We start from the raw sequence: 22,186 nt of genomic DNA, 5'->3' as shown, positions 1-22,186 counted from the left end.
CACCGCCGTCTGCCACCGCCCCCAGCGCCGTGGCAGGCGGCTTTTGCCTACCATGGGGTGCCATGGATTTCGTCAAAGCTTTGCTGGACCAGGATCCGGCCGCCCCGCGCATTACCGTCTACACGGAGGCCACCGGCGCCCGCCTCGACTTTTCCGCCCAGACCCTGCAGAACTGGGTGGCGAAGATCGCCAACATGCTCGCCGAGGAGCTCGACCTGGAGCCCGGCGACACCATCGCCGTGAACCTGCCGGTCAGCTGGCAGGCCGCCGTCATCTGCCTCGGCGCCCTGGCCCGCGACGTCCGCGTGCAGCTATCCACCCACGCCAGCACCGGCACCACCGACGCCAGCGCCGGCGCCGACACAACCGGCCCCAGCACCCCGCAGGTGGTCTTCACCAGCCCGGAGCGCTTCGAGGACTTCCCGGGCCGCGACGTCGTCCTAGTCACCGAGGACCCCTTCGGCCGCGGCGTGGTCGAGTCCGGCGGCGCGCTGCCGCTGGGCGCCATCGACTTCGGCCCCACCGTGCGCTTCTACGGCGATCAGTACTTCGAGCCGACCACTCCCCTGCCCGAGCTCGTGCCCACGAACGCGGCCGCGAACAACCCTGACAGCCACGGCGGCCACGGCGGACCCCGCGTGCTGAGCACCGGATGGCACGATTGGGACAGCTTCCGCGCGAATGTCTTGGAACCGCTGGCGTTGGGTGGGTCCGCGGTAGTGGTCTCGGGCCTAGCAGATGCCGCCCGTTTAGAGGAAATCCGGGCCAACGAAAAGGCCACTGAGCTGCACTAACAAAAAGTTTGTGCTTTGGGCGTGCATTTTTTGCCGACCTACGTTAGTATCGTAATTGCGAGGCAGCGTGGCGCCGGAACATCACCCCCCGAGCGTTCCGGCCGCCCCACCTCGCACCCGTTGCCCCTCTGCCTATCACCCCCCGAGCAAGCGGAGGGGCAACTTCATGTCTTTAGCCCCTTCGCGGCGGGCACGCGCTGTCGAGCCAATGATATATGTCACCGTCGCGGGACTTTTATTCTCCGGCGCGCGGCGTATATTCCTTTGTCGTGGCAATGCATCTTCCCCGCCCGCACAAGCCAGTGCGGAGGGACAATTTTTCCTCGGACCCCATTCTTGAACGCACCTACCCGTGGTGGCAGGTGATGTGCCTGTCCGGGGTGGACTATTTCTCCACACTGGGATACCAGCCCGGCATCGCGGTGCTGGCCGCCGGCGCACTGGCCTCGGCCGCGACCCTCATCCTCGTTGCCGTCACCCTGGCCGGGGCAGTGCCGGTCTACCGGCGCGTGGCGGCGCGCTCGCCGCACGGCCTGGGCTCCATCGCGATGATGGAGGCCCTCACCCACGGCTGGTGGGGCAAGTTGCTCGTGCTGGTGCTGCTGGGCTTTGCCGCCACGGATTTCATGGTCACCATCACGCTGTCGGCCTCCGATGCCTCCGCGCACCTCCTCGGCGCCACCGACGGCCCGCACCAGCTGGCCGTGACCATCGCCCTGGTGTGCGCCCTGGCCGTGGTCTTCCTGGTCGGCTTCCGCGAGGCCGTCGGCGTGGCCGTGGCCCTGGTCGTCACCTACCTCGCGCTGACCCTGGTGGTCATTGGCGCCGGCTTCTGGCAGCTAGCCACCCACCCGGTCCTCCTGGGCGAATGGGCCACTACCCTTAACGCCCAGCACCCGCACCCGGTGGGCATGGCCGTGCTTAGCCTGATTGTCTTCCCGAAGCTCGCCTTGGGACTGTCCGGCTTTGAGACCGGCGTGTCCGTCATGCCACTTATCCGCTCGCAGTCCCTGCCGCAGCGCATCAAGCGCGCCCGCCGGCTAGTGACCACCAGCGCGGTGATTATGAGCCTGTACCTGCTGGCGACCTCCCTGCTGGTGACCACGCTTATCCCCACCGACCAGTTCGGCGCGGGCGGCAGCGCCGACGGGCGGGCGCTGGCCTGGCTGGCCGAGCACTACCTCGGGGCTTCCTTCGGGCAGTTCTATGGCTACGTCACCACGGCCATTCTGTGGTTCGCCGGTGCGTCGGCGATGTCGGGCATGCTCGCTTTGATCCCGAAGTACCTGCCGCGGTTCGGCATGGCCCCGGAGTGGGCCAAGCGCTCTCGGCCGATGGTGCTGCTGCTCAGCGTTATCGCCGTCGGCATTACCTGCCTCTTCGACGCGGACGTGGACAAGCAGTCCGGGGCCTATGCCACCGGCGTGCTGGTGGTGATTTTCTCCGGGGCCGTGGCGGTTACCTGCACTGCGCGCGCCAAGGCCTGGTTCGCCGCCATCGCGGTGGTTCTGGGGCTGACCCTTGCCGCCAACCTCGTGGAGCGCCCCGACGGCCTGCGCGTGGCCGGCTTTTTCATCGTGGCCATTGTCTTGAGCTCGCTGGCCTCCCGCGCCGCGCGCTCCTACGAGCTGCGCGACAACGGCATCTGTTGGGACGCAGCCGCCCGGGCGTTGCTCGAGGTCCCCGGACCTAGCGTCCAGCTGATGCCGGCGGCCCCCTGCCCCGACCTGAGCACTAAGAAGCGGCGCGTCTGCCGCGCCCACCACCTGGCCGGCACTGCGGAGCTGGTGGCGCTGGAGATTTCCGTTCGCGATCCCAGCGCCTTCACCGAACCCTACACCGTGCGCGGCGTGGACGGCGCCCTGGTGGTCGAGGCAGCCTCGGTCTCCAACGCGGTGGCCGTTATCGCCCTGGACATCCAACGCCTCACCGGCAAGCCGGTGGAGGTCTACTTCGAGTGGGCCGACGACGGCCCGCTCAAGGCCGCCCTGCGCACCGTCTTCCTGGGCCGCGGCCAGGTCGCCACCGTCACCCGGGAGATCCTGCGTCGGACAAGTCTGGACACCGGCCAGCCCAGCCCCAGCGTGCACGTGGCTTAAGCAGGCGCCACACAGGCTGCGTCAAACTCCCCCGCCCCGCCGCGCCCACCTGCACCGAGCCGCACAGGGCAGCAAAGCCGCAGCAAAGCCCCAAAACTCGCGGCAGCCTGCCACCTGCGACGGGCGAAACACCCCGAAACAGCTGTCCCAGTGCCCAGCTAGACCCAAGATTGCAAAACTTTCATCACTCGCCACCCATCTACAGAGGTCAGCCTAACCAGCGTGACATAGTTAACCTTCCGTTAACTTGACGCATTAACCAAAATGATCCACAACCCTCGACGATCTCGCAAGCTCCAGCTCAATAACGCTTTTTATCACTGTTTACCCGTTAGTAACGTCTGAGAGTTTCCTGATCAGCAAGCTTAATTTCACCCCCATATCGGTGTGCCGGCTATTTCTGGAAATTCCAATTGTATATACCTTTAAAGGTCCAGTAGATAATGATTTATCCCGCCGTAGCCAGCGAAAGTCCAGAAAAAGCTCAATAAAGGGTGAACCAGATGTCCGACCCTGAAAAACGATCATTTGTCTAGACATCTTGGCTATTGCGGTTCTTTCCAGCGGCCTTTACGTTGGATTCCATCACGCCTTGAGGAATGCGTGTCGTACTGTCAAAAACCATCCCCTACTTCAGGAGACTTTCTTTATGAATATCCGTCGTCGTTTTGCCGGCCTGACCGCTGGCATCATCGTTGCGGGTACCGCCCTGACCGCCCCGGTCGCCGGTGCCGCTACCCAGACCGAGTCCTACCCGGAGACCCCGGCGCTGAACCCGAAGCTGCCGATCATCCACACCACCCACGGCTCCGACCACATGAAGGCCAACGTGCTGAACCCGCGTCCGGTCTGCAACCCGTGGGAAGACCACCGCACCGTGGTCTACAAGGCCACCGACACCTTCATGCCGGCCGGCACCATCTCCACCACCAACCAGACCAAGAAGGACATCCCGCTCAGCCAGGACCTGTCCAAGTCCCAGTCCATCAACGTGGAGATCAACGGTGACCGCACCTCCACCACCTCCATGAACCTGGGTGGCGGCTACTCCAAGGACGGCGGCGAGTCCTCCGTCGGCATCTCCCACTCCATCGCCACCAAGATTGGCGCTTCCGCTTCCTACTCCCTGTCCTGGGACGCTGGCCAGACCATTGGCCCGTACGACGTTCCGCCGAACCACACCGGTGAGGCCACCTACGGCTTCCGCGTCCTGAACATGACCGGCACCCAGCAGTACTGCAAGCCGAACGGCACCTGGTCCACCCCGACCTTCTGGTCCGCTCTGCAGCCGGTTAAGAACGAGGTCCGCGTCAAGCTGTACGACGACCTGGCTGACTCCTTCGCTCCGAACAAGGACGCTCAGAACACCACCGACGTCAACGACCCGAAGGTTGTCGAGGAAGACAAGGACCCGAAGGCTGACGCCGAGGTCATCGCCGAGAACGAGAAGCCGGTTAAGGAAGAGGTTGCTTCCGAGGCTGAGGGCGAGAAGGAAGAGGCTGCTGACAAGAAGAAGCAGGAAGAGGTCGACAAGGGCGAGGCCACCGAGGAAGACTCCGAGCTGGACCTGAAGCCGTTCATCAAGACCTCCGGCGCTAAGCACGCTGGCTTCGCCGGCACCGTCGCCATCGGCGCTGAGAACGTTGGTTCCAAGCGCTACTACGGCGAGTTCCCGGCCGTTCAGTTCCGCGTCGATGTCAAGACCGACAAGGGCCCGGAGGGCGTTGACCGCCTGATCACCCCGCGCTCCACCAACGGTGCTCACATCCGCGACCTGGGCTTCAACGAGAAGACCTCCACCCGCTCCTTCGAGGTCAACCTGTCCAACCCGATCAACAAGGGTGACAAGCAGGAGCTGGCGTTCCTGGACTTCGGCGACGGCAACACCAAGGAAGGCCGCCTGAAGAACTACATCACCGTTACCCAGACCTCCCGCCTGGACGGTGACAACTCCAAGGGCAACGACCAGAACGTTGACTCCCGCAAGGTTGGCACCAACGACTTCGACAAGAAGCACAGCGGTCTGTACTAAAGACCACTAAGTTCCTTAGGGACAGAGGAACTACATGGGACTAACTGCTCATCGCCCGCGGCGATGATGCACTAAACTCCCTTGGTTGCGCACTGAGAAAGTGATTCCTTCTCGCGCAACCAAGGGAGTTTTCTTTTTGTTTTTCTTCCCAATTGTCTTGGCCCGGCCCGGCTGGGGCCATAAAATTGGTTCCATGTCCGATAACACTAAGAACCCGCCGCGCATCCTGGCGATCACCGCCTGCCCCACGGGCATTGCGCACACGTATATGGCGGCCGAAAACCTCACCGCGGCCGCGCAAGAATTGGGTTTCGATCTTCAGGTCGAAACGCACGGTTCCATCGGCGTCGAGGGTACGTTCACCCCCGCTGATATTGAGGCTGCCGATGCCATCCTCATCGGCGCCGATACCGTCATCAACAAGGAGCGCTTCGTGGGCAAGCGCCTACTGGCCACCGGCGTCGACGACGCGATCAAGCGCCCGAAGGAGCTGCTGCGCCAGTCCCTGGAGGCCAACACCTTCACCGACCGCCAGCTGCAGAAGCAGCAGGCCGACCAGGACGCAGGCGCCGAGTCCTCATCCTCCGGCATCGCGGGCGTGGGCCAGACGATGTACAAGGCCCTGATGAACGGTGTCAGCCACATGATCCCGTTCGTGGTCACGGGCGGTCTGCTGCTGGCCGTGGCCCTGTCCATCGGCGGCACACCCACCCCGGAGGGCCTGGCCATCCCGGAGGACTCCTTCTGGTTCACCATCTCTGAGCTGGGTACCCTGGCGTTTTCGCTGATGGTGCCGGTGCTGTCCGGCTATATCGCCGTCGGCATCGCGGACCGGCCCGGGCTGGCGCCCGGCCTGATTACGGGCTTTATCGCCACCACCGGCTCCCTCTACGGCTCGGAGGCCGGCGCCGGCTTCCTGGGCGGCATTGTCACCGGTATCTTGTCCGGCTACGTGGCCCTGGGGATTAGGAAGATCCCGGTCCACAAGTTCATCGCGCCCATCTGGCCCATCATCGTCATCCCGATCCTGACCACCCTCATCGTGGGCCTGGCCTTCATCTGGCTCATCGGCGCCCCGATTGCCAGCGTCTTCGCCGCGCTGACCGAATACCTCGCCGGCATGCAGGGCGCCTCGGTGCTGGTGCTGGGCGCCATCATCGGCGCCATGATGGCCTTCGATATGGGCGGGCCCTTCAACAAGACCGCCTTCCTCTTCGGCGGCGGCATGATTGCCTCCGGCAACGCGCTGCCCATGGGCATGGCCGCGGCCGCCATCGCCGTCCCTCCGCTGGCCGTGGGCCTGTCCACGCTCATCCGCCGCGCCTGGTTCACCAAGGCCGAGCGCGACTCCGGCATCGCCGCCCTCTTTATGGGCTTCTTCGGCATCACTGAGGGCGCCATCCCGCTGGCCGCGGCCCGCCCGCTGCAGGTCATCCCGGCCAACGTCGTCGGCGGCGCCATCGCCGGCGCCCTGGCCGGTGCCTTCGGCGCGGCCGACCACGTCATGCACGGCGGCCCCATCGTCGCCCTGCTGGGCGCCGTGGACAACGTCGTCGGCTTCTTCATCGCCATGGCTGCCGGCGTGGCCGCCACGACCATCCTCATCCTGGTCCTGGTGGGGCTGACGCAGAAGAAGAACCCCGCCACCACTGAAGAACAGAACACCGACGCCGACGCCGCCACCGACGCCACCAGCGCCCAGCCCGGCACTGAGACCACCGGCACCGAGACCACCGGGACCGACACCACCGGTGCCGCGGTCCCGGCCGGCGCCGCGGGTGCCACCACGGCCGCCACGAGCGCTACGGCGACTGCCACCACCCCCAGCACGCTCATCGACCCCTCGGTCGTGCTGCTGGAACCGGAGGCCGTCTCCAGCCGCGACGACGTCATCCGTGAGCTCGTCGCCGCCGCGGCCGCAAGCGGGCGCATCACCGACGCCGAGGCCGTCATCGACGCTGCCCTCGCCCGGGAGGCCAAGCACTCGACCTCCGTGGGCAACGCCGTGGCCATCCCGCACGCCCGCGTGGCCGGCGTGGCCGCCCCGACGCTGGCCTTTGCCCGCCTGAACGAGCCCGGCATCCCCTGGGCCGCGGACGAGGGCCCCTCCCGCCTGGTCTTCCTCATCGCCGTGCCCGACGATGCCGGCAAGCAGCACCTCAAGCTGCTCTCCAAGCTGGCCCGCAGCCTGATGAAGCAGGACTTCCGCGACAAGCTCTACGCCGCCGCCGACCGCCGCGCCGTCGTCGCCCTCGTCGAAGAGGCCGTGGCCTAAAACCCGCACTACCCTGCCGGGTACAGAAAACAGCGGCCGAGGACCGGATCCAGAATCCGACCCTCGGCCGCTTTTGTCATTCCTGCGCTACCACCAGCGCGCGCCCGCCTAGTAGCGCAGGTGCTCCGGGCGCTGGTAGCCGAACCACTTGCCGGCGGCGTCCCGCATGGAATCCGCCATCTTCGAGAACGGATAGGGCTCCGCGCCCGCGTCCACGACGGCCTTGACCACCGCGTCGCGCACCAGCCAGACATCCGCCGGGTCGCAGGCCGCAGTCACGTTCAACGCCGCCGCAAAGCGCCCATCCGGCAAACCGGTCAGGGCCTGCAGCGCCGGCTCATCGATGCCCGCCCGCCGCAGGTTCTCCGCAATCTCCGCCGCAGCGGCCTGGCGTTCTTTGTTATTCAGACTCATGGGAGAAAGAGTACTCCGGTTTAGAGGACTCCATTCCCTATCGAGCCGAGTCTCGAGTGTTTGCCCGACATGGTCGGCATACTTCGGCATACTGTTAGATATGTCGTCGTTTGCTGATTCCGTCAAAGCCCTGCGTGATCTCCCCTCGGACGCCAAAGCGGGCCTCGCCTTCGAAAAGCTCATGGTCAACTACTTCACCGTCGACCCCGTTCTATCGAAGACCTACAAAAACGTCGCCCGCTTCAACGACTCCCCCCTTCTTTAACGGCAAACCCGAAACAGGCATCGACCTGGTAGCCCAACGCGTCGATGACGACTCCTGGGCCGCGATCCAGTGCAAGTTCTACAGACCAACCACCACCCTGGCCAAAGGCAACCTCGACTCGTTCTTCGAGGCCTCGGGGCATACCTTCGACATCGACGGGGAGACGGTCGAATTCAAGCAGCGCATCATCATCGCTACCACCGACAAGTGGAGTAAGAACGCCGAGGAGATGCTCAACGACCAGTCCATTCCTGTCTCGCGTATCGGTTTGTCAGACATCGCCGAATCCGAGATCAACTGGGACATCGCTTTCCCCGGCTCCGAGGTCACCATCAACCTCACCCGCCGACAGACCTTTGAGCCCCGACCTCACCAGATCGAAGCCATCGATGAATGCATGGCCGGCTTTGCCACCCGCGACCGCGGCCAGCTGATCATGGCCTGCGGCACCGGAAAGACGTTCACCTCTCTGCGCCTAGCCGAGAAATTCGCGCGCGAAAACGGCGGACGCGCACGCGTGCTCTTCTTGGTTCCCTCGATCAGTCTTTTGTCCCAGTCCCTGCGCGGCTGGCACTCCCAGGCAGAGTTAGACCTTCGCACTTTCGCGGTCTGTTCCGATAAGAAGGTCTCCCGCGACGCCGAAGACATCGCCACCTATGACCTCGAAGTCCCCGTGACCACCGACGGCAAAGTACTCGCCGAGGAACTCTCCCACCGAAAGCGCGCGGCAGGTCTGACGGTAGTCTTCTCCACCTACCAGTCCCTTCCCTCCGTCCACGACGCTCAAGCTGCCGGTGCCGATGACTTCGACCTGGTCATCTGCGATGAGGCCCACCGCACCACCGGGGTGACCTTGGACGGTGTGGACGCGTCGAACTTCGTTCGAATCCACGACGCCGATTACATCAAAGCCCAGAAGCGGCTGTACATGACCGCCACCCCGAAGCTCTTCGACGATACGGTCAAGGGCAAGGCCGAAGAATACTCCGCCGAAATTGCCTCGATGGACGACGAGGCCGTCTTCGGCCCCGAATTCCACCGCCTCGGCTTCGGTGAAGCAGTCGAGCGCGGGCTTCTAACCGACTACAAGGTCGTGGTCATGACCGTCGACGAGAAACTCGCCGCCGACGCGATGGCCAAGGTAACCATGGCTGAGGGATCCGAGATCACTCTCAACCTGGCAAGCGCCATGATCGGCACGTGGAACGCGCTAGCCAAGCGCTCCGGTGACGAGCAGGACACCCGCTCCGGATTCTCCTCGAACGAGACCCCTATGCGGCGCACGGTCGCCTTCGCCAAGGACATCAAGACCTCCACTCGCATCGCCGAAATCTTTCCCCGGATTGTCGGCGCCTACACCGAGACGATGCGCTCGAAGGCAGTCGCCAATCCGCATGTCAGCCTGCACAACATTGACCTGACTGTCTCGTCGCGCCATGTCGACGGATCGATGAACGCGCTGAAGCGTAACAACCTTCTGACCTGGCTGAAAGCACCTACCGGCGAAGAAGAATCGAAGCTTCTGTCCAATGCACGCTGCTTGGCCGAAGGCGTCGACGTGCCGGCGCTGGATGCGATCGTATTCTTCAACCCGCGCAACTCCATGGTCGATGTCGTTCAGTCCGTCGGCCGTGTCATGCGTAAGTCCGAGGGCAAGGACTACGGCTACATCATCCTGCCTGTCGCCGTGCCGGCGGGCGCTTCCCCGTCGCAGGTACTCGACCACAACCAGCGCTTCAAAGTTGTCTGGCAGATCCTCAACGCCCTTCGTGCCCACGACGACCGGTTCAATGCAAAGGTCAACTCCATCAAACTCAACGAGGGCGACCCGGAGCTTCCCATCGTTGTCGATCCAGTCGTCGACCCTGACAGGGCCCTCGAGGAGAAAAAGCGTAAGGCCGAGGAGAAAGCCCGGCTTGCCGCGGAAGGCGACCACACCGACGACAAGTCGCCCGCGGACGAGTCGGACCTGGCTCAGCAGGTGCTGTTCTCCTTGGAGGAGTGGCAGGAGGCGATGTACACCAAGCTCGTCGACAAGGTCGGCGACCGCACCTACTGGGCGGACTGGGCCGACGACGTCGCCGACATCGCCCACGCTCAAACCGCACGCATCAACGCGCTTCTCGCCGACGCCAACCCGAAGCTGAAAAAGGAATTCGATCGCTTCGTCGAGGGGCTGCGCGGCAACCTCAACGAGTCGATCACCGCGGAAGAAGCGGTCAACATGCTCTCTCAGCACCTGATCACCGCCCCAGTGTTCAACGCGCTGTTCACCGAGGTCGAGTTCGCCGATCAGAACCCGGTTTCCAAGGTCATGCAGACTATGGTCGACGCGCTTAACGACAAGCAGCTGGACAGCGAGACCGAGAAACTCGAAGGTTTCTACGAGTCGGTGCGCAAACGCGCCGGCGAGGTGACTTCGGCCTCCGGCAAGCAGCAGGTCGTCAAGGACCTCTACCAGCGCTTCTTCCAGAAGGCGTTCAAGAAGCAGTCCGAATCACTCGGCATCGTCTACACCCCGGTCGAAATCGTCGACTACATACTTCGTGCCGCCGACGAGATCCTCAAAGCCCACTTCGGCAAGGGCCTGACCGACAAAGGCGTGCACATCCTCGACCCGTTTACCGGTACCGGCACGTTCATCGTGCGGCTAATCCAGTCCGGGTTAATCAAACCGGAGGATCTCGCGCGCAAGTACGCGACCGAGTTGCACGCCACGGAAATCATGCTGCTGGCCTACTACGTCGCTGCGGTCAACATCGAGACAACCTACAACGCCCTAGCGACCGAAGCCGCACAACGCGAGAATCGTGAGGCTCCCGCCTATGTGCCGTTCGCGGGGATCGCTCTGGCGGACACGTTCCAGATCAGCGAGGAGGATGACACGCTGGATCTTGAGGTCTTCAAGGACAACAACGAGCGTATCCAACGTCAGCAGGACGCCCCGATCCACGTGGTGGTCGGTAACCCGCCGTACTCGGTCGGGCAGAGTAACGCGAACGACCTCAACGCGAATCTGAAGTACCCGACACTCGACAGTCGAATCCGCGAAACCTATGCCAAGCTTTCCACCGGAGGCCGCAAAGCGCAGCTCTACGACTCCTATATGCGAGCATTCCGGTGGGCGACCGACCGTATCGGGGACAAGGGTGTGGTCGCCTTCGTGTCCAACGGCGGATGGATCGACGGCAACACCGCAGACGGGGTACGGCTGTCCTTCACTGAGGACTTCAACGAGGTCCACGTATTCAACCTGCGCGGAAACATGAGGAATGCGAACTGGCGCGAGGAAGGCGGCCAAATCTTCAAAGGCGGCTCCCAGACCACGGTCGCGATCACCATCGGGGTCAAGGACCCGCAGGCGACCGGCTGCAGGATCTTCTACCGGGACATCGGTGACTACCTGAGCACCGAGGAGAAGCTCGACATCGTCGACCATGCCGCCACCGCACTGGCCGACGATGCCGAATCCCACGGATGGTGGGCCATCACCCCGAACAAATACGGAGACTGGGTGTCTCAGCGCCACGAAGAGTTCGAGACGTGGCCAGTCCTCGGATCCAAGAAGCCCGCGGAAGGCACGCCGATTTTCGGTAGACACTCCCTAGGCCTTGCGACTGCACGAGACGCGTGGTGCTACGGGCCTAATAGATCGAAATTGTTAAACAATATCGATCTTTTAGCTACCGCTTACAACCAAGCCCGAAATGACTTCCACGACTGGGCGGCGTCTGCGGGGCTTCAGAAGCTTACGGAGCGAGTCGTTGACGAGTTCCTCAATGAAAATCCTCAGTACACAGATCGATCGAAGATCTCCTGGGACAGCAACCTGAAGTCTAACTGCGCGCGTAACAAGAGCATTTCAGTATCTGCTCCATCCATCCAAAAGAGTTTGTACCGCCCGTTCACTAAGCAGAACGTCTACTACGACACCCATCTGAACCAACGCATTTACCAACTCCCACGGTTGTTCCCCACCCCGTACCACAAGAACATCGGCTACTACGTAGTCAACCCTGGTTCGGCCAAGCCGTTCAGCACCATCGCCACCAATCTCCTTCCGGATCTCGCGATGTGGGGGTCGAATGCTGGCCAGTTCTTCTCGCGCTTCACCTGGCAACCCGTCGACGCGCCCGAAGGCGAACTCAACCTCGACATGAATACCACCACCGAAGCCGAGGCGAGCGTCTACGGACAGATCGGCGAGGTCGTCGACGGCTACCGACGCGTTGACAACATCACCGACGAGATCAAGACGATCTACCGGGACAGTCTCGGATCTGACGTCACCGGCGACGACATCTTCCACTTTGTCTACGCCGTGCTGCACTCCCCCGACTACCGGGAGACGTACAAGACAGACCTGAAGAAGATGCTGCCTCACATCGAGACCCCCGCCGACCGGGACTTCTTCGACGCCTACGTCTCCGCCGGCAAGGAACTTCTCGACCTCCACGTCAACTACGAGGACGTCGAGCCCTGGCCCGTCGACGTGCAACTCAAGAAGAACGCCGACCCCGACGACCCAGATACCTGGAAGGTCACCAAGCCGAAGTGGGCTAAGACCACCGACCCGGAGACCGGCAAGAAGGTCAACGACACCACCCGGATGATCTACAACCCCAAGATCACCATCGCCGATATCCCCGCCGAGGCCGAGCGCTACCAGCTCGGCTCCCGCTCGGCGCTAGCGTGGATCATCGACCGCTACCAGATTAAGAAGGACAAGGCCTCCGGCATCGTCAATGACCCGAACGACCTCGCTGCTGAAGCCGGGAACCCGCGCTACATCGTGGATCTGGTTGCCAAGGTCACTCGTGTCGCTATGGAGACGAACCGTATTGTCGACAATCTGCCTCAGCCGTAAAACAACGCAGCGCAGGCACGCTCCCTAAAGAGCACTCCTCAGTGGTCGTGACTGACTGGGGACTTACGGGTGTGGTTCTGGCACACCGCGTACACCGCGGTAAGAAGTTGCGGGTGTAACTGAGGCCTAGCCGGTTAACCCCGCCGCGCACATTATCGTTTACACCACAGTCTCCCTTCGGTAGGCTCCACATCACATTGTGGTTTCGTGGACGCGAGGAAAGGACGCTGTGATGGTGGAGGCGGCAAAGCGCCGGGTTGGGTACGTGTGGGACACGCTTTATGGCTGGGTGGATACCGGCACCGGCGGGATGGAGGCCGCGGACCCGGCGCGGGGCCTGCAGCCTATTTCCCACCACGTCGCGCACGCGGATACTAAGCGCCGCTTCCACGAGCTGGTGCAGGTCAGCGCCTTGCGCGAGCACTTGACGCCGCTGCAGGCGCGGTACGCGAGCGAGGACGAGCTTGCGCGGGTACACACCCGCGAGCACATCGCGGAGATGAAGCGGCAGTCGCAGCTGCTGCGCGGGGGCGATGCCGGCGACGACGCCAGCCCGTTCGGCCGGGGCGGGTTCGACATCGCGCGCCTGGCCGCCGGCGGGGCGATCCGCACGGTGGAGGCCGTGGTCACCGGCGAGGTGGATACGGCCTACGGGCTGGTCAACCCGCCGGGCCATCACGCCGAGCGCGCCCGCGGCATGGGCTTTTGCCTGTTCGGCAACGCCTCCGTGGCGATTGCGCACGCGCGTGAAGTGCACGGGGTTCAGCGCGTGGCGGTGGTGGACTGGGACGTCCACCACGGCAACGGCACCCAGGATATCTGGTGGGACAACCCGGAGGTGCTGACCATCTCCATCCACCAGCACAACAGCTTCCCGCCGCGCTCCGGGCACCGGGAGCACAACGGCACCGGCGCAGGTAAGGGCGCGGCGCTGAATATTCCCTTGCCGCCGGGCAGCGGCAACGCGGTCTACGACCTGGCTTTTGCGGACGTCGTGGTGCCTGCGCTCGAGCGCTTTAACCCCGAGCTCATCGTGGTGGCCAGCGGCTTCGACGCCGCCGTCATGGATCCGTTGGCGCAGATGATGGTCACCCAGCGCGGCTTCAAGGCGCTTACCCGCCGGCTTTTAGCGGCTGCCGATGCCCTCTGCGGCGGCCGGATCGCCTTCCTCCAGGAGGGCGGCTACAGCCCGTACTACCTGCCCGTCTGCGGGCTGGGGGTCATCGAGGAGCTGACCGGCCGCGAGTCCGGCTTCGGGGACCCGCACGCGGCGAACCTGGACACCAAGGGCGTGGACGATCTCTACGATCACCAGCGCGCCGAGGTCGCCCGCGCCGCAGCGCTCGTCGAGCAGGTGCCGGCCGGCTAGTGCCCGGGGCGTGTTCCCGGGAGAGTTAACGCGAAGTTTTCTTTTCTGTCATCGTCCCGAGATGTTCGGAAATTAGTGTTTCTTCACGTGCGGCTGTGATTGCCCTGTCAGAACCATAACGTCGTCCTTTGCGCGGCGTGGGGACGCGGGCGAGCCACCGCCCGCGCACTGTCTCTTTTGTCTCTATTCCGTCTTTGTGAAGGACTCTTCTTATGCGTTTTTCTCTGCGCGCCGGCTCCGTGGCCGTTGCTGCTTCCCTGATTGCCGCGGGCGTTGCCCCGGCCACCGCCCAGGAATCCAACGGCCCGAAGAACATCATCTACATGATCGGTGACGGCATGGGCTACGGCCACGTCGCCTACAACAACCTGTATGAAACCGGCCAGTCCAAGTACCTGGTCGACGGCGAATTCAGCGAAGCCGGCCCGCAGGAGCTGGACGGCGAGTCCGTCCAGGCCTACGAGGACTTCAACCGCCTGTCCATGTCCACCTACTCCCAGGGCGGTTCCTACGACCCGTCTAAGGCCTGGGCCACCCACGATTACGTGCAGAAGGGCATCATCACCGACTCGGCTGCGGCAGGTACCGCCATGGCCACCGGCGTGAAGGTCGAAAACGGCGTCCTGGGTATGTCCAACTACGGCATGGCCCAGAAGAACTTCCAGGAGACCGCCATGGAGCAGGGCAAGTCCGCCGGCGTGGTTTCCTCCGTACCGTTCTCCCACGCCACCCCGGCCGCCTTCGCCGCCCACAACCAGGACCGCAACGCCTACGGCGAGATCGCCAAGGAAATGATCGACTCGGATCTCTCCGTCGTCATGGGCGCGGGCCACCCGTTCTTCGACAAGGACGCCCAGCCGACGGAGACCGGTTCCTTCGGCTACATCAACGAAGCCGACTACAACCGCCTGGCCGAGGGCGAGACCGACTGGGAGTACTTCGACTCCAACGACGGCTTCGCCAGCCTGGCCGAGGGCAACGTGGAAGAGGGCAAGAAGTACTGGGGCCTGGCTCCGGTCCACTCCACCCTGCAGCAGGAGCGCTCCGGCGAGGGCACCACCCCGTACTCCGATCCGCAGAACGACGTCGTTGACCTGCCGACCATGACCACCGGCGCCCTGAACGCCCTGGGCCAGGACGAGGACGGCTTCTCCGTGATGATTGAGGGCGGCGCCATCGACTGGACCGGCCACGCCAACCAGTCCGCCCGCGAGATCGAGGAGATGCAGGACTTCAACGCCTCCGTCGACGCCGCCATCCAGTGGGTCGAGGAGAACTCCAACTGGGACGAGACCCTGCTCATCGTCACCGCTGACCACGAGACCGGCTACCTGTCCGGTGAGAACGAGCCGGACGAGGGCCGCTTCAACCAGATGTCCGGCGACGCCGAGTCCCTGCCGAGCCACCAGTGGTACTCCGACGAGCACACCAACCAGCTGGTTCCGTTCTTCTTCAAGGGCGCCGGCTCCGAGGACATCATCTCCCGCGTCAAGGGCACCGACCCGGTCCGCGGCGACTACATCGACAACACCGACGTCGCCCAGCTGGCCATGAAGAACTGGTGGTCGGATGGTTCCGGGCAGCCGGGTGATGGCAACCAGGACGACAACGCTGGTGCCTCCCAGGGCAGCTCCAACGCCGCCTCCGGCCTGGCGGGCGCGGGCATCGTGGCCGCTATCTTCGGCGCCATCTTCGCCGCCGCGCAGGCAGCCGGCATCCTGAAGATTGACTTCTCCCCCATCCAGAAGCTGCTGCGCCAGATCGGCCTGGCTTAAGCTTTAAAAAAATTCCCATCGCCTCGCTGGAGGTGATGGGAATTTTTTATGCGCTCTTGCTCGTGCGCGCGCTGCGGGCGCCGCTTAGCGCAGCGGGTCGAACGGGTCCAGGATGGGATCGATAACGCCGGTGGCGATCTGCTTGGCCAGCAGCTTGCCGGAAATCGGGCCGAGCACGACGCCCCACATACCGTGGCCGCCGCAGGTGTAGACGTTGGGCACCTGGGTCTGGCCGATAAGCGGCAGGCCGTCCGGGGTGACGGGCCGGGAGCCGACCCACTCGTCCTGGATGTCGTCCCAGTCGATGCCCTTGAACATCGGGGCGGTGACCTTGATCATGGACTCGATGCGGCCGGGCTGAAAGGCCTCGTCGGGGCCACGGAACTCCATGGTGCCGGCGATCTGGAAGCGGCCGCGGGTCGGGGCCGGGGTGCAGGCCACGCGGGTCTCCGGGAGGTAAACCGAGTGCTTGGCCTCCTGCTCCGGCTTGACGGTGAAGGAATAGCCGCGGCCGGCCTGGACCATGGTGCGCACGCCCAGGGACTTGGCCAGCTTCGGCAGCCAGGCGCCGGTGGCGATGACCACCACGTCGGCGGGCTTCCACTCGCCGGTGGCCAGCTGGATGGCCGGCTTGCGGGTGGACTGGACGTCGGTGACCTCCGCGCCGGTGGTAATCGTGCCGCCGCGGGCGACGAAGGACTCGGCGATGGCCTCGCAGAAGTACTGCGGCTCGATGTAGCGCTGGCCGCCCAGCTTGTAGACGGTCTGGACGCGCTCCGAGAGCATCGGGGCGTATTCCAGGGCCTGGGTGTGGTTGAGCTTGTCGAAGGGGATCTCCTGGCCGTGGCGGATGGCGCCCTCGACCTCGTCCAAGAAGCCCTTGGCCTGGTTATCGTTTTCGAAGCCGACGATGAACGGGCCCTCGTGGGTCACGGCGTCGACGCCGCCGTCGATGAGCTCGTCGTAGGCGCCCAGGGCGGCCTTGTCGATGGGCGTCAGGGCCGCCATGGTTTTGTCCCAGGAGCGCTGGTTGGCCCGGGCCATGAACTGGGCGACGAAGGCCCACAGCTTCGGGTCGATGCGGGTGGGCACACTCAGCGCCGCATCTTTGTCGAACAGCGCGGTGGGGCCGTAGCCCCACAGGCTAGAATTGGACAGCGGGATGGTCTTGCCCGGCGCCAGCCAGCCGGCGTTGCCCCAGGACGCGCCGGCGGCGACGCCGATCTTGTCCACGATTTCCACGTCGTAGCCGTGTTCCTGCAGGTACCACGCCGTCGACAGGCCGGTCATGCCGGCGCCTACCACAATAGCCTTAGTCATGTGCTCCTCCTCACAGATGATTTGAATACCTATATCATCCACGGAGGATAGAGTGGGCGGGTATACATTGGCGGGATCCCCCAGAATCCGCCCGATTTTGCAAGCATCCCCCACCGCGGAGAACAAAACCCCATGCAGCTGGATCAGATTGAGGCGGCCATCTGCCGCGAATTGGCTTCCGATGCCCGCCTACCCATCTCCGAACTCGCCCACCGCATCAACGTCAGCGAGTCCACCGCCCACCGCCGGCTGAACTCGCTCATCGCCCGCGGGGTCATCACCGGCTTTTCCGCACACGTGGACCCGGCGGCCCTGGGACTGGGCACGGAGGCGCTCATCCACATCCGCCTCCACCCCGGAGCCCGCGGCGCCCTGCGAGACTTCTACCACTACCTGCTGGAGCTAGAGCCGGTGCGCCACGTCTTCTTCGTGGCCGGCAACCAGGACTTTGTGGCGCACGTGCAGCTGGCCAGCGCGGCCGGCCTGCGCGATTTCATCTCGGACGTGGTCAGCGCACGCCCCGAGGTGGCCTCCACCAACACCTCCCTGGTCTTCGACCACCGGGCGGGCTAGCCGTCCTCGCGCTTCGGCTTCGTCAGATCCTCCAGCGTGGGCAGGCCCAGCGCCTCGAGGATGCCGGCCAGGGCCGTAATATCGGCCTCCAGCTGGTCCAAGCGCGCGGCCTGGTTCTCGCTGAGCTTGCCGCACAGGGCCTTCAGCCGCGGGTAGCGGCCGGCCAGCAGGGTGCCCCAGTAGATGCGCAGGTCCAGGATCTCCTGGTTACCCGGCACCGGTTCGCCGTTGTGGAAGGCGACGATATCGCGCAGCTGCTCCTCCAACATGGACAGGTCCATGTCGGCGCCGGGCAGGCCGGCATCGTGAGCATAGGCGTTAACCCCGGTGGGCCGCGGCGGGTCCTCGGCGCGGTAGAAACGGTCCAGGGTCATGGCCTCGCGGGCCAGGACCGGGTCGTTGACAGGCAGGCGCGGGGCATCGTCCTCGCCCAGCAGCTGCCCGCGGCTTATCCGGATGAAGGTGCGCTGGTCCTCCATGCCCGGGCGGGTGCACTGCAGGCCCACGCCGAAGGACTCCAGGTCCTCGGCCTGGAACATGTAGCCCAGGTAGCGGGCGCGCGGGTTGATCTCGAAGTCGTCCGGGGTGGCGCCCGGCAGGCGGAAGTCGACCTCGTGGAGGTAGTCGCGCACGCGCTGCTGCTGCTCGGGGCTTAGGAAAATGTCTTGGTATAACGCTCGTGACATGGTGTGTCCTCCTTAGAGCATCTGCAGGCGGTCGTAGGAATCGGTGTCCTCGAAGAAGCCGCCCATCCCGTTGCCGATGATGTCGAAGCGGTTGACCACCTCGATCCGGTCCAGCCACTTCGCCGAGCGGAAACCGGTGGAGGTCTCCAGGCGCAGGCGCATGGGCGCGCCGTTCTTGATGGGGATCTCGTCGCCGTCGTAGCCAATGGCGATCAGCGACTGCGGCTGGCGGGCCTCCTCCATGGGCATGGACTCGTAGTAGTAGGAACCGTTGTAGTTATCGTCGTCGCGGGTCATGTTCTGGAAGCTGTGGACCACCACGTCGCTGGCCCCGTCCAGCGGGCCGGCCAGGTCGAGCAGCTTGTACAGCGGCACGCCGTCCCACTTGCCCACCGAGGAAAAGCCCTGCACGCAGTGGTGGACGGTGTTCTGCGAGTGCCCGTCGGCGATCTTGCGGATATCCGCCATGGTCAGACGCATGGGCTTTTCGACGAATCCGCCGATTTCCAGCACGTAGTCATCCTCGTAGTCGTTGCAGACCAGGGACATATAGGCCTCCGTTGACGGCGGCATGCCCGAGGCGCGGTGGTGCGGCGCCTTGGTGATCTCGGCATCGCTGTAGGCGTTCTGGCGCGAGGGCAGCTTGCGCAGCGCGCGCGTGAGCGGGCGGACCACCACGTTGTGCAGGCGCTCGATGACCTTCGGGCGCTCCAGCGAGGTCTTCGTGGCCCAGACGTGGAAGGCGACGATGCCGACCAGGCCCAGGGTGAAGATCACGCCGCCGGCGATCGGGTTCTCCGCGTGGCCGAAGACCATCTTGGAGACCTCGTGGCCGTAGCCGTGCAGCACCACCATCGCGACGTGGACGACGATGAAGACCACGTAGGCGATAAGGCCCCAGAAGTGCAGGGTGCGGATGACCTGGCGGCCGCCCATCAGCTTGGAAATGCGCGGGAAGTGGTTGTTGATGGCCGGCGACTGGAAGGCGCCGGTGATGATCATCCACAGCGGGAGGATGAGCACCACGAAGCCGTAGGACAGCTGCTGGATGGCGTTGAAGGGGTAGCCGTCCATCGCCGGCGGGATCTGGAAGGCCAGGTAGTGGATGAGATCGTCCCAGGCCTGGGCGAAAACACCCCAGTCCTCCGGCCAGTAGCGGCGCCACTGCCCGGTGACCAGTAGCAGGCCCCAGTAGATGACCATCAGCAGCACCCAGCCCATCACGCTGATGAAGTGCCAGTAGCGGCCCTGGCCCAGGGCGCCGTAGCCCGGCAGCGAGATGATCGGGGAATAGTCGTCATACTCGCCGGAGACCGGGAAGTACTTGCGCTTGCGCTTTTGCTTAATGGAAAACTGCGCCCACTGCCCGCCCAGCGGGGTGTGCACGGAGCGGTGCAGCTTGGGGAAGGTGCCCAGGATTTCGATGCCGCTGCGGATAAACAGCGTCACGAACAAGATGTTGACGAAGTGCTCGACGCGGAGCCAGACCGGAAATTCTTCTAACATGATTAATCCTCAAATCCTTGGGTATCCGGGTATGCCACCAGCACGCCGTAGTCCAGCGCCCAGTAGATAACGCAGTAGGCCAGGCTGGCGAAGAACATGGTGTTCCAGCCGGCCGCGAGGTAGACGCCCGCGCCGTTGCCCACGAACGGCGCGTGCCCGAACAGGCCGCCGATGTAGACCAGGATGCCGGCGGCGGCCACCACGGTGCCAAAGCCCCAGATGCGCCACTTGGTCACCAGGCCCAGCACCAGGAAGATGGCGGCCAGGGCGATGACCAGGCCGAGCGCGATGTCGCTGCCGGCGAAGATATCGAAGCCGCTGGACAGCACGGCCCAGGCGCAGCCGCCGATAAGCGCCACGATCACCAGGATGGCGGCCTTGGTCAGGCGCGGCAGGTTAATGCGGATATAGCGGAAAAACGGCGCCCGCGTCTTTCCGGGTTTGACGTGGAGCTTAATGTCCTCGGTGTCCGGGTTCGGTTGCTGTGACACGGCTCGGCTCCTTTTCTGTTCAGATTGTTCTTTATCGACTTCGTCTGGCGGCGCTTCGCGTGTGCGCCGGCCGGTGACGTCGTCCGTTAGGTTAAAGTTCCGTTCGGATTGTGCGGGAGGTGTTGAGGCCTTCCCCACGGGCGCGCGGGAGGCTATGTTGGGCCTCCGTGCCCATAACCCCAAGGTAGTTTAAGCTGGGCAAACGCGCTGAATTGATCGTACGTTCAAGGGCGGGGCTATCCCATTTACCTGCGGTTTAGATCAAGCGTTCAAAACCGTATGCTCGTTCGACTTCGCATGGATTAAAAACCCAGCTTAGAGTCTATAAATGTAGCGCCCGCGGGGCGCTCCTGCGCGCGGCTAGTCGCGCTCCCATATCGCACACATTCTGAAAGGACCGTCGAACAATGTCAGCAATGGTCATCTTCGGGCTGATCGCCTCGGTCGCCCTGCTCTTCGCCTTCGCGATGCTCAACCTGGGCAAGTGGACGCCGGACGATTACCCCTACCAGATCCTGAACTTCGTCGGCGCCGGCTTCCTGACCGCCTCTGCCGCCAACCCGTTCAACGCGGGCGTGTTCTGGACCGAGCTCATCTGGTCCCTGCTGGGCCTCTACGGCATCATCAAGATCTTCTTGAACCGCCGCAAGAACAACCAGTCCCAGTCCGCCACCGCCTAGTCCGCAACGAACGAAAGGAATACCCTCATGGCACTCTCCTACGAAATTGGCATCATCGCCGGCATCTGCTTCGTCGTTGCCTTCGGCCTGCTCAACTTCAAGGTCCTGACCGCTACCTCCCCCATCTACCAGACCCTGAACTTCTTGGGCGCGATGGGCTTCGTCTACACCGCCCTGTCCCCGTTCAACCCGGGCCTGTTCATCACCGAGGCTGTCTGGGCGATTGTCGCCCTGTTCGGCCTGTGGAAGATTTTCACCTCCTCCAGCAAGCGCAAGGCTGCCGAGGCCGTGCCGGATACCCGCCGCAACGAGGCCTAAGACTAAGCGCCTAAATTTAACGCCACCACCCCCGACCCCTGCTTGCCGGTCCGGGGTGGGCAACTATACTTTCCCTAGCACACGGATTACTGCCGCGGCCGCCTGTTTTATTGTTGGCCGCGTTTCGGCTGCGTTGAGGAGCGATGGTTGCCCAAGAATAACCCCCAGTACGGCCCCCGACTGCGCATTATCGATGCCACCCTAGACTCCATCGTGCACAACGGAGTGGTCGGCACCACCATGCGCGTCGTCGCCGACAAGGCGGACGTGTCCTTGGGGTCCATCTCCTATTATTTCAACGACAAGGACGGCCTGCTGGCGGCGGCCTTTTCCGTCTTCGCGGAGCGATCCGTGGCGGATTTCGGCTCCTTTTTCACCGGCATCGACAGCCTTGCCGATGCCCGCGCCGCCCTGTCCCAGATGCTCATCGCGTCCGCGGCCTCCCGCAAGACGCTGATCCTGGGCACCGAGCTCTACACCCTGTCCCTGCGGCGCCCCCTGCACCGCATGAACCTGTTGGAGTGGACGCAGGGCTGCCGCAACGTGATGGGCCAGTACTTCGACGCCCACACCACCTACCTGCTCGACGCCTTCTACGAGGGCCTGCTGCTCCACCGCAGCATGTCGCTCGGCGAGTTCACCGAGGACCGCATCAACCTGGCGATCACCCGGCTGACCCCGCCCGAAAGCTATATCGGGCCGGGCGCCTAGGGTGCTGGCCT

Annotated in this window: 15 protein-coding genes and 1 pseudogene; 11 read left to right on the top strand and 5 right to left on the bottom strand. The window is 64.0% G+C overall.

Annotated features, from left to right (window positions below; translation table 11 throughout):
• Nucleotides 1-62 precede the first annotated feature (62 nt).
• From VVS03_RS10765 to VVS03_RS10750, 4 genes are all read left to right on the top strand, one after another.
• On the top strand, nt 63-794 hold the full coding sequence (locus VVS03_RS10765) for a TIGR03089 family protein (protein ID WP_368520160.1): 732 nt from the start codon (nt 63-65) through the stop codon (nt 792-794).
• A gap of 275 nt (nt 795-1,069) precedes the next feature.
• The gene (locus VVS03_RS10760; RefSeq protein WP_368534520.1) at nt 1,070-2,893 is read left to right on the top strand and encodes an amino acid transporter; all 1,824 of its coding nucleotides are present in this window, start codon (nt 1,070-1,072) and stop codon (nt 2,891-2,893) included.
• A gap of 649 nt (nt 2,894-3,542) precedes the next feature.
• Nucleotides 3,543-4,925 (top strand): hypothetical protein, encoded by a 1,383-nt coding sequence (locus VVS03_RS10755; protein ID WP_368521656.1) that lies wholly within the window; start codon nt 3,543-3,545, stop codon nt 4,923-4,925.
• Between the two features lie 193 nt (nt 4,926-5,118).
• The gene (locus VVS03_RS10750) at nt 5,119-7,200 is read left to right on the top strand and encodes a fructose-specific PTS transporter subunit EIIC (RefSeq protein ID WP_368521655.1); all 2,082 of its coding nucleotides are present in this window, start codon (nt 5,119-5,121) and stop codon (nt 7,198-7,200) included.
• Between the two features lie 108 nt (nt 7,201-7,308).
• On the opposite strand, the gene VVS03_RS10745 is transcribed toward VVS03_RS10750, so the two are convergent.
• On the bottom strand, nt 7,309-7,614 hold the full coding sequence (locus VVS03_RS10745) for a DUF2316 family protein (protein ID WP_368520157.1): 306 nt from the start codon (nt 7,612-7,614) through the stop codon (nt 7,309-7,311).
• Between the two features lie 100 nt (nt 7,615-7,714).
• Between VVS03_RS10745 and VVS03_RS10740 the strand changes: the two are divergent.
• The 3 genes and pseudogenes from VVS03_RS10740 (at nt 7,715) to VVS03_RS10730 (ending at nt 15,890) form a co-directional block, all read left to right on the top strand.
• Nucleotides 7,715-12,746, top strand: a pseudogene (locus tag VVS03_RS10740) (DEAD/DEAH box helicase).
• Between the two features lie 232 nt (nt 12,747-12,978).
• Nucleotides 12,979-14,115, top strand: coding sequence for a class II histone deacetylase (locus tag VVS03_RS10735; RefSeq protein ID WP_368520156.1), 1,137 nt, complete (start codon nt 12,979-12,981; stop codon nt 14,113-14,115).
• 212 nt (nt 14,116-14,327) lie between these two features.
• The gene (locus VVS03_RS10730) at nt 14,328-15,890 is read left to right on the top strand and encodes an alkaline phosphatase (protein ID WP_368521654.1); all 1,563 of its coding nucleotides are present in this window, start codon (nt 14,328-14,330) and stop codon (nt 15,888-15,890) included.
• An 84-nt stretch (nt 15,891-15,974) separates the two neighbouring features.
• Here VVS03_RS10730 and VVS03_RS10725 read toward each other — a convergent pair whose 3' ends face one another.
• Nucleotides 15,975-17,210 (bottom strand): NAD(P)/FAD-dependent oxidoreductase, encoded by a 1,236-nt coding sequence (locus VVS03_RS10725; RefSeq protein WP_368520154.1) that lies wholly within the window; start codon nt 17,208-17,210, stop codon nt 15,975-15,977.
• A 132-nt stretch (nt 17,211-17,342) separates the two neighbouring features.
• On the opposite strand from VVS03_RS10725, the gene VVS03_RS10720 reads away from it, so the two are divergent.
• Nucleotides 17,343-17,783 (top strand): Lrp/AsnC family transcriptional regulator, encoded by a 441-nt coding sequence (locus tag VVS03_RS10720; RefSeq protein ID WP_368520153.1) that lies wholly within the window; start codon nt 17,343-17,345, stop codon nt 17,781-17,783.
• On the opposite strand, the gene VVS03_RS10715 is transcribed toward VVS03_RS10720, so the two are convergent.
• The 3 genes from VVS03_RS10715 to VVS03_RS10705 are packed head-to-tail and all read right to left on the bottom strand — an operon-like array spanning nt 17,780 to nt 20,466.
• Nucleotides 17,780-18,469 (bottom strand): hypothetical protein, encoded by a 690-nt coding sequence (locus tag VVS03_RS10715; RefSeq protein WP_368520152.1) that lies wholly within the window; start codon nt 18,467-18,469, stop codon nt 17,780-17,782. The genes VVS03_RS10720 and VVS03_RS10715 overlap by 4 nt on opposite strands.
• A 12-nt stretch (nt 18,470-18,481) precedes the next feature.
• Nucleotides 18,482-19,975, bottom strand: a complete 1,494-nt coding sequence (locus tag VVS03_RS10710) for a molybdopterin-dependent oxidoreductase (protein ID WP_368520151.1) — start codon at nt 19,973-19,975, stop codon at nt 18,482-18,484.
• Nucleotides 19,976-19,977: 2 nt separating this feature from the next.
• Nucleotides 19,978-20,466, bottom strand: coding sequence for a hypothetical protein (locus tag VVS03_RS10705; RefSeq protein ID WP_368520150.1), 489 nt, complete (start codon nt 20,464-20,466; stop codon nt 19,978-19,980).
• Nucleotides 20,467-20,873: 407 nt separating this feature from the next.
• Here VVS03_RS10705 and VVS03_RS10700 point away from each other — a divergent pair, with 407 nt between their 5' ends.
• From VVS03_RS10700 to VVS03_RS10690, 3 genes are all read left to right on the top strand, one after another.
• Nucleotides 20,874-21,146, top strand: coding sequence for a CBU_0592 family membrane protein (locus tag VVS03_RS10700; protein ID WP_368520149.1), 273 nt, complete (start codon nt 20,874-20,876; stop codon nt 21,144-21,146).
• Nucleotides 21,147-21,173: 27 nt separating this feature from the next.
• Nucleotides 21,174-21,464, top strand: coding sequence for a CBU_0592 family membrane protein (locus VVS03_RS10695; RefSeq protein ID WP_070768715.1), 291 nt, complete (start codon nt 21,174-21,176; stop codon nt 21,462-21,464).
• Between the two features lie 147 nt (nt 21,465-21,611).
• On the top strand, nt 21,612-22,175 hold the full coding sequence (locus VVS03_RS10690; protein ID WP_368520148.1) for a TetR/AcrR family transcriptional regulator: 564 nt from the start codon (nt 21,612-21,614) through the stop codon (nt 22,173-22,175).
• Nucleotides 22,176-22,186 lie beyond the last annotated feature (11 nt).

The organism is Corynebacterium sp. LK2537, assembly GCF_040946485.1.
GTDB lineage: Bacteria > Actinomycetota > Actinomycetes > Mycobacteriales > Mycobacteriaceae > Corynebacterium.
Note: the sequence above shows the minus strand (reverse complement) of the source record. Positions and strands in the feature narration are given on the sequence as shown.

Bases quoted from the DNA above. Each gene is read 5' to 3' on its own strand.
- VVS03_RS10765 (WP_368520160.1), top strand. From the start codon at position 63: ATGGATTTCGTCAAAGCTTTGCTGGACCAGGATCCGGCCGCCCCGCGC.
- VVS03_RS10760 (WP_368534520.1), top strand. From the start codon at position 1,070: ATGCATCTTCCCCGCCCGCACAAGCCAGTGCGGAGGGACAATTTTTCC.
- VVS03_RS10755 (WP_368521656.1), top strand. From the start codon at position 3,543: ATGAATATCCGTCGTCGTTTTGCCGGCCTGACCGCTGGCATCATCGTT.
- VVS03_RS10750 (WP_368521655.1), top strand. From the start codon at position 5,119: ATGTCCGATAACACTAAGAACCCGCCGCGCATCCTGGCGATCACCGCC.
- VVS03_RS10745 (WP_368520157.1), bottom strand. From the start codon at position 7,614: ATGAGTCTGAATAACAAAGAACGCCAGGCCGCTGCGGCGGAGATTGCG.
- VVS03_RS10735 (WP_368520156.1), top strand. From the start codon at position 12,979: ATGGTGGAGGCGGCAAAGCGCCGGGTTGGGTACGTGTGGGACACGCTT.
- VVS03_RS10730 (WP_368521654.1), top strand. From the start codon at position 14,328: ATGCGTTTTTCTCTGCGCGCCGGCTCCGTGGCCGTTGCTGCTTCCCTG.
- VVS03_RS10725 (WP_368520154.1), bottom strand. From the start codon at position 17,210: ATGACTAAGGCTATTGTGGTAGGCGCCGGCATGACCGGCCTGTCGACG.
- VVS03_RS10720 (WP_368520153.1), top strand. From the start codon at position 17,343: ATGCAGCTGGATCAGATTGAGGCGGCCATCTGCCGCGAATTGGCTTCC.
- VVS03_RS10715 (WP_368520152.1), bottom strand. From the start codon at position 18,469: ATGTCACGAGCGTTATACCAAGACATTTTCCTAAGCCCCGAGCAGCAG.
- VVS03_RS10710 (WP_368520151.1), bottom strand. From the start codon at position 19,975: ATGTTAGAAGAATTTCCGGTCTGGCTCCGCGTCGAGCACTTCGTCAAC.
- VVS03_RS10700 (WP_368520149.1), top strand. From the start codon at position 20,874: ATGTCAGCAATGGTCATCTTCGGGCTGATCGCCTCGGTCGCCCTGCTC.
- VVS03_RS10695 (WP_070768715.1), top strand. From the start codon at position 21,174: ATGGCACTCTCCTACGAAATTGGCATCATCGCCGGCATCTGCTTCGTC.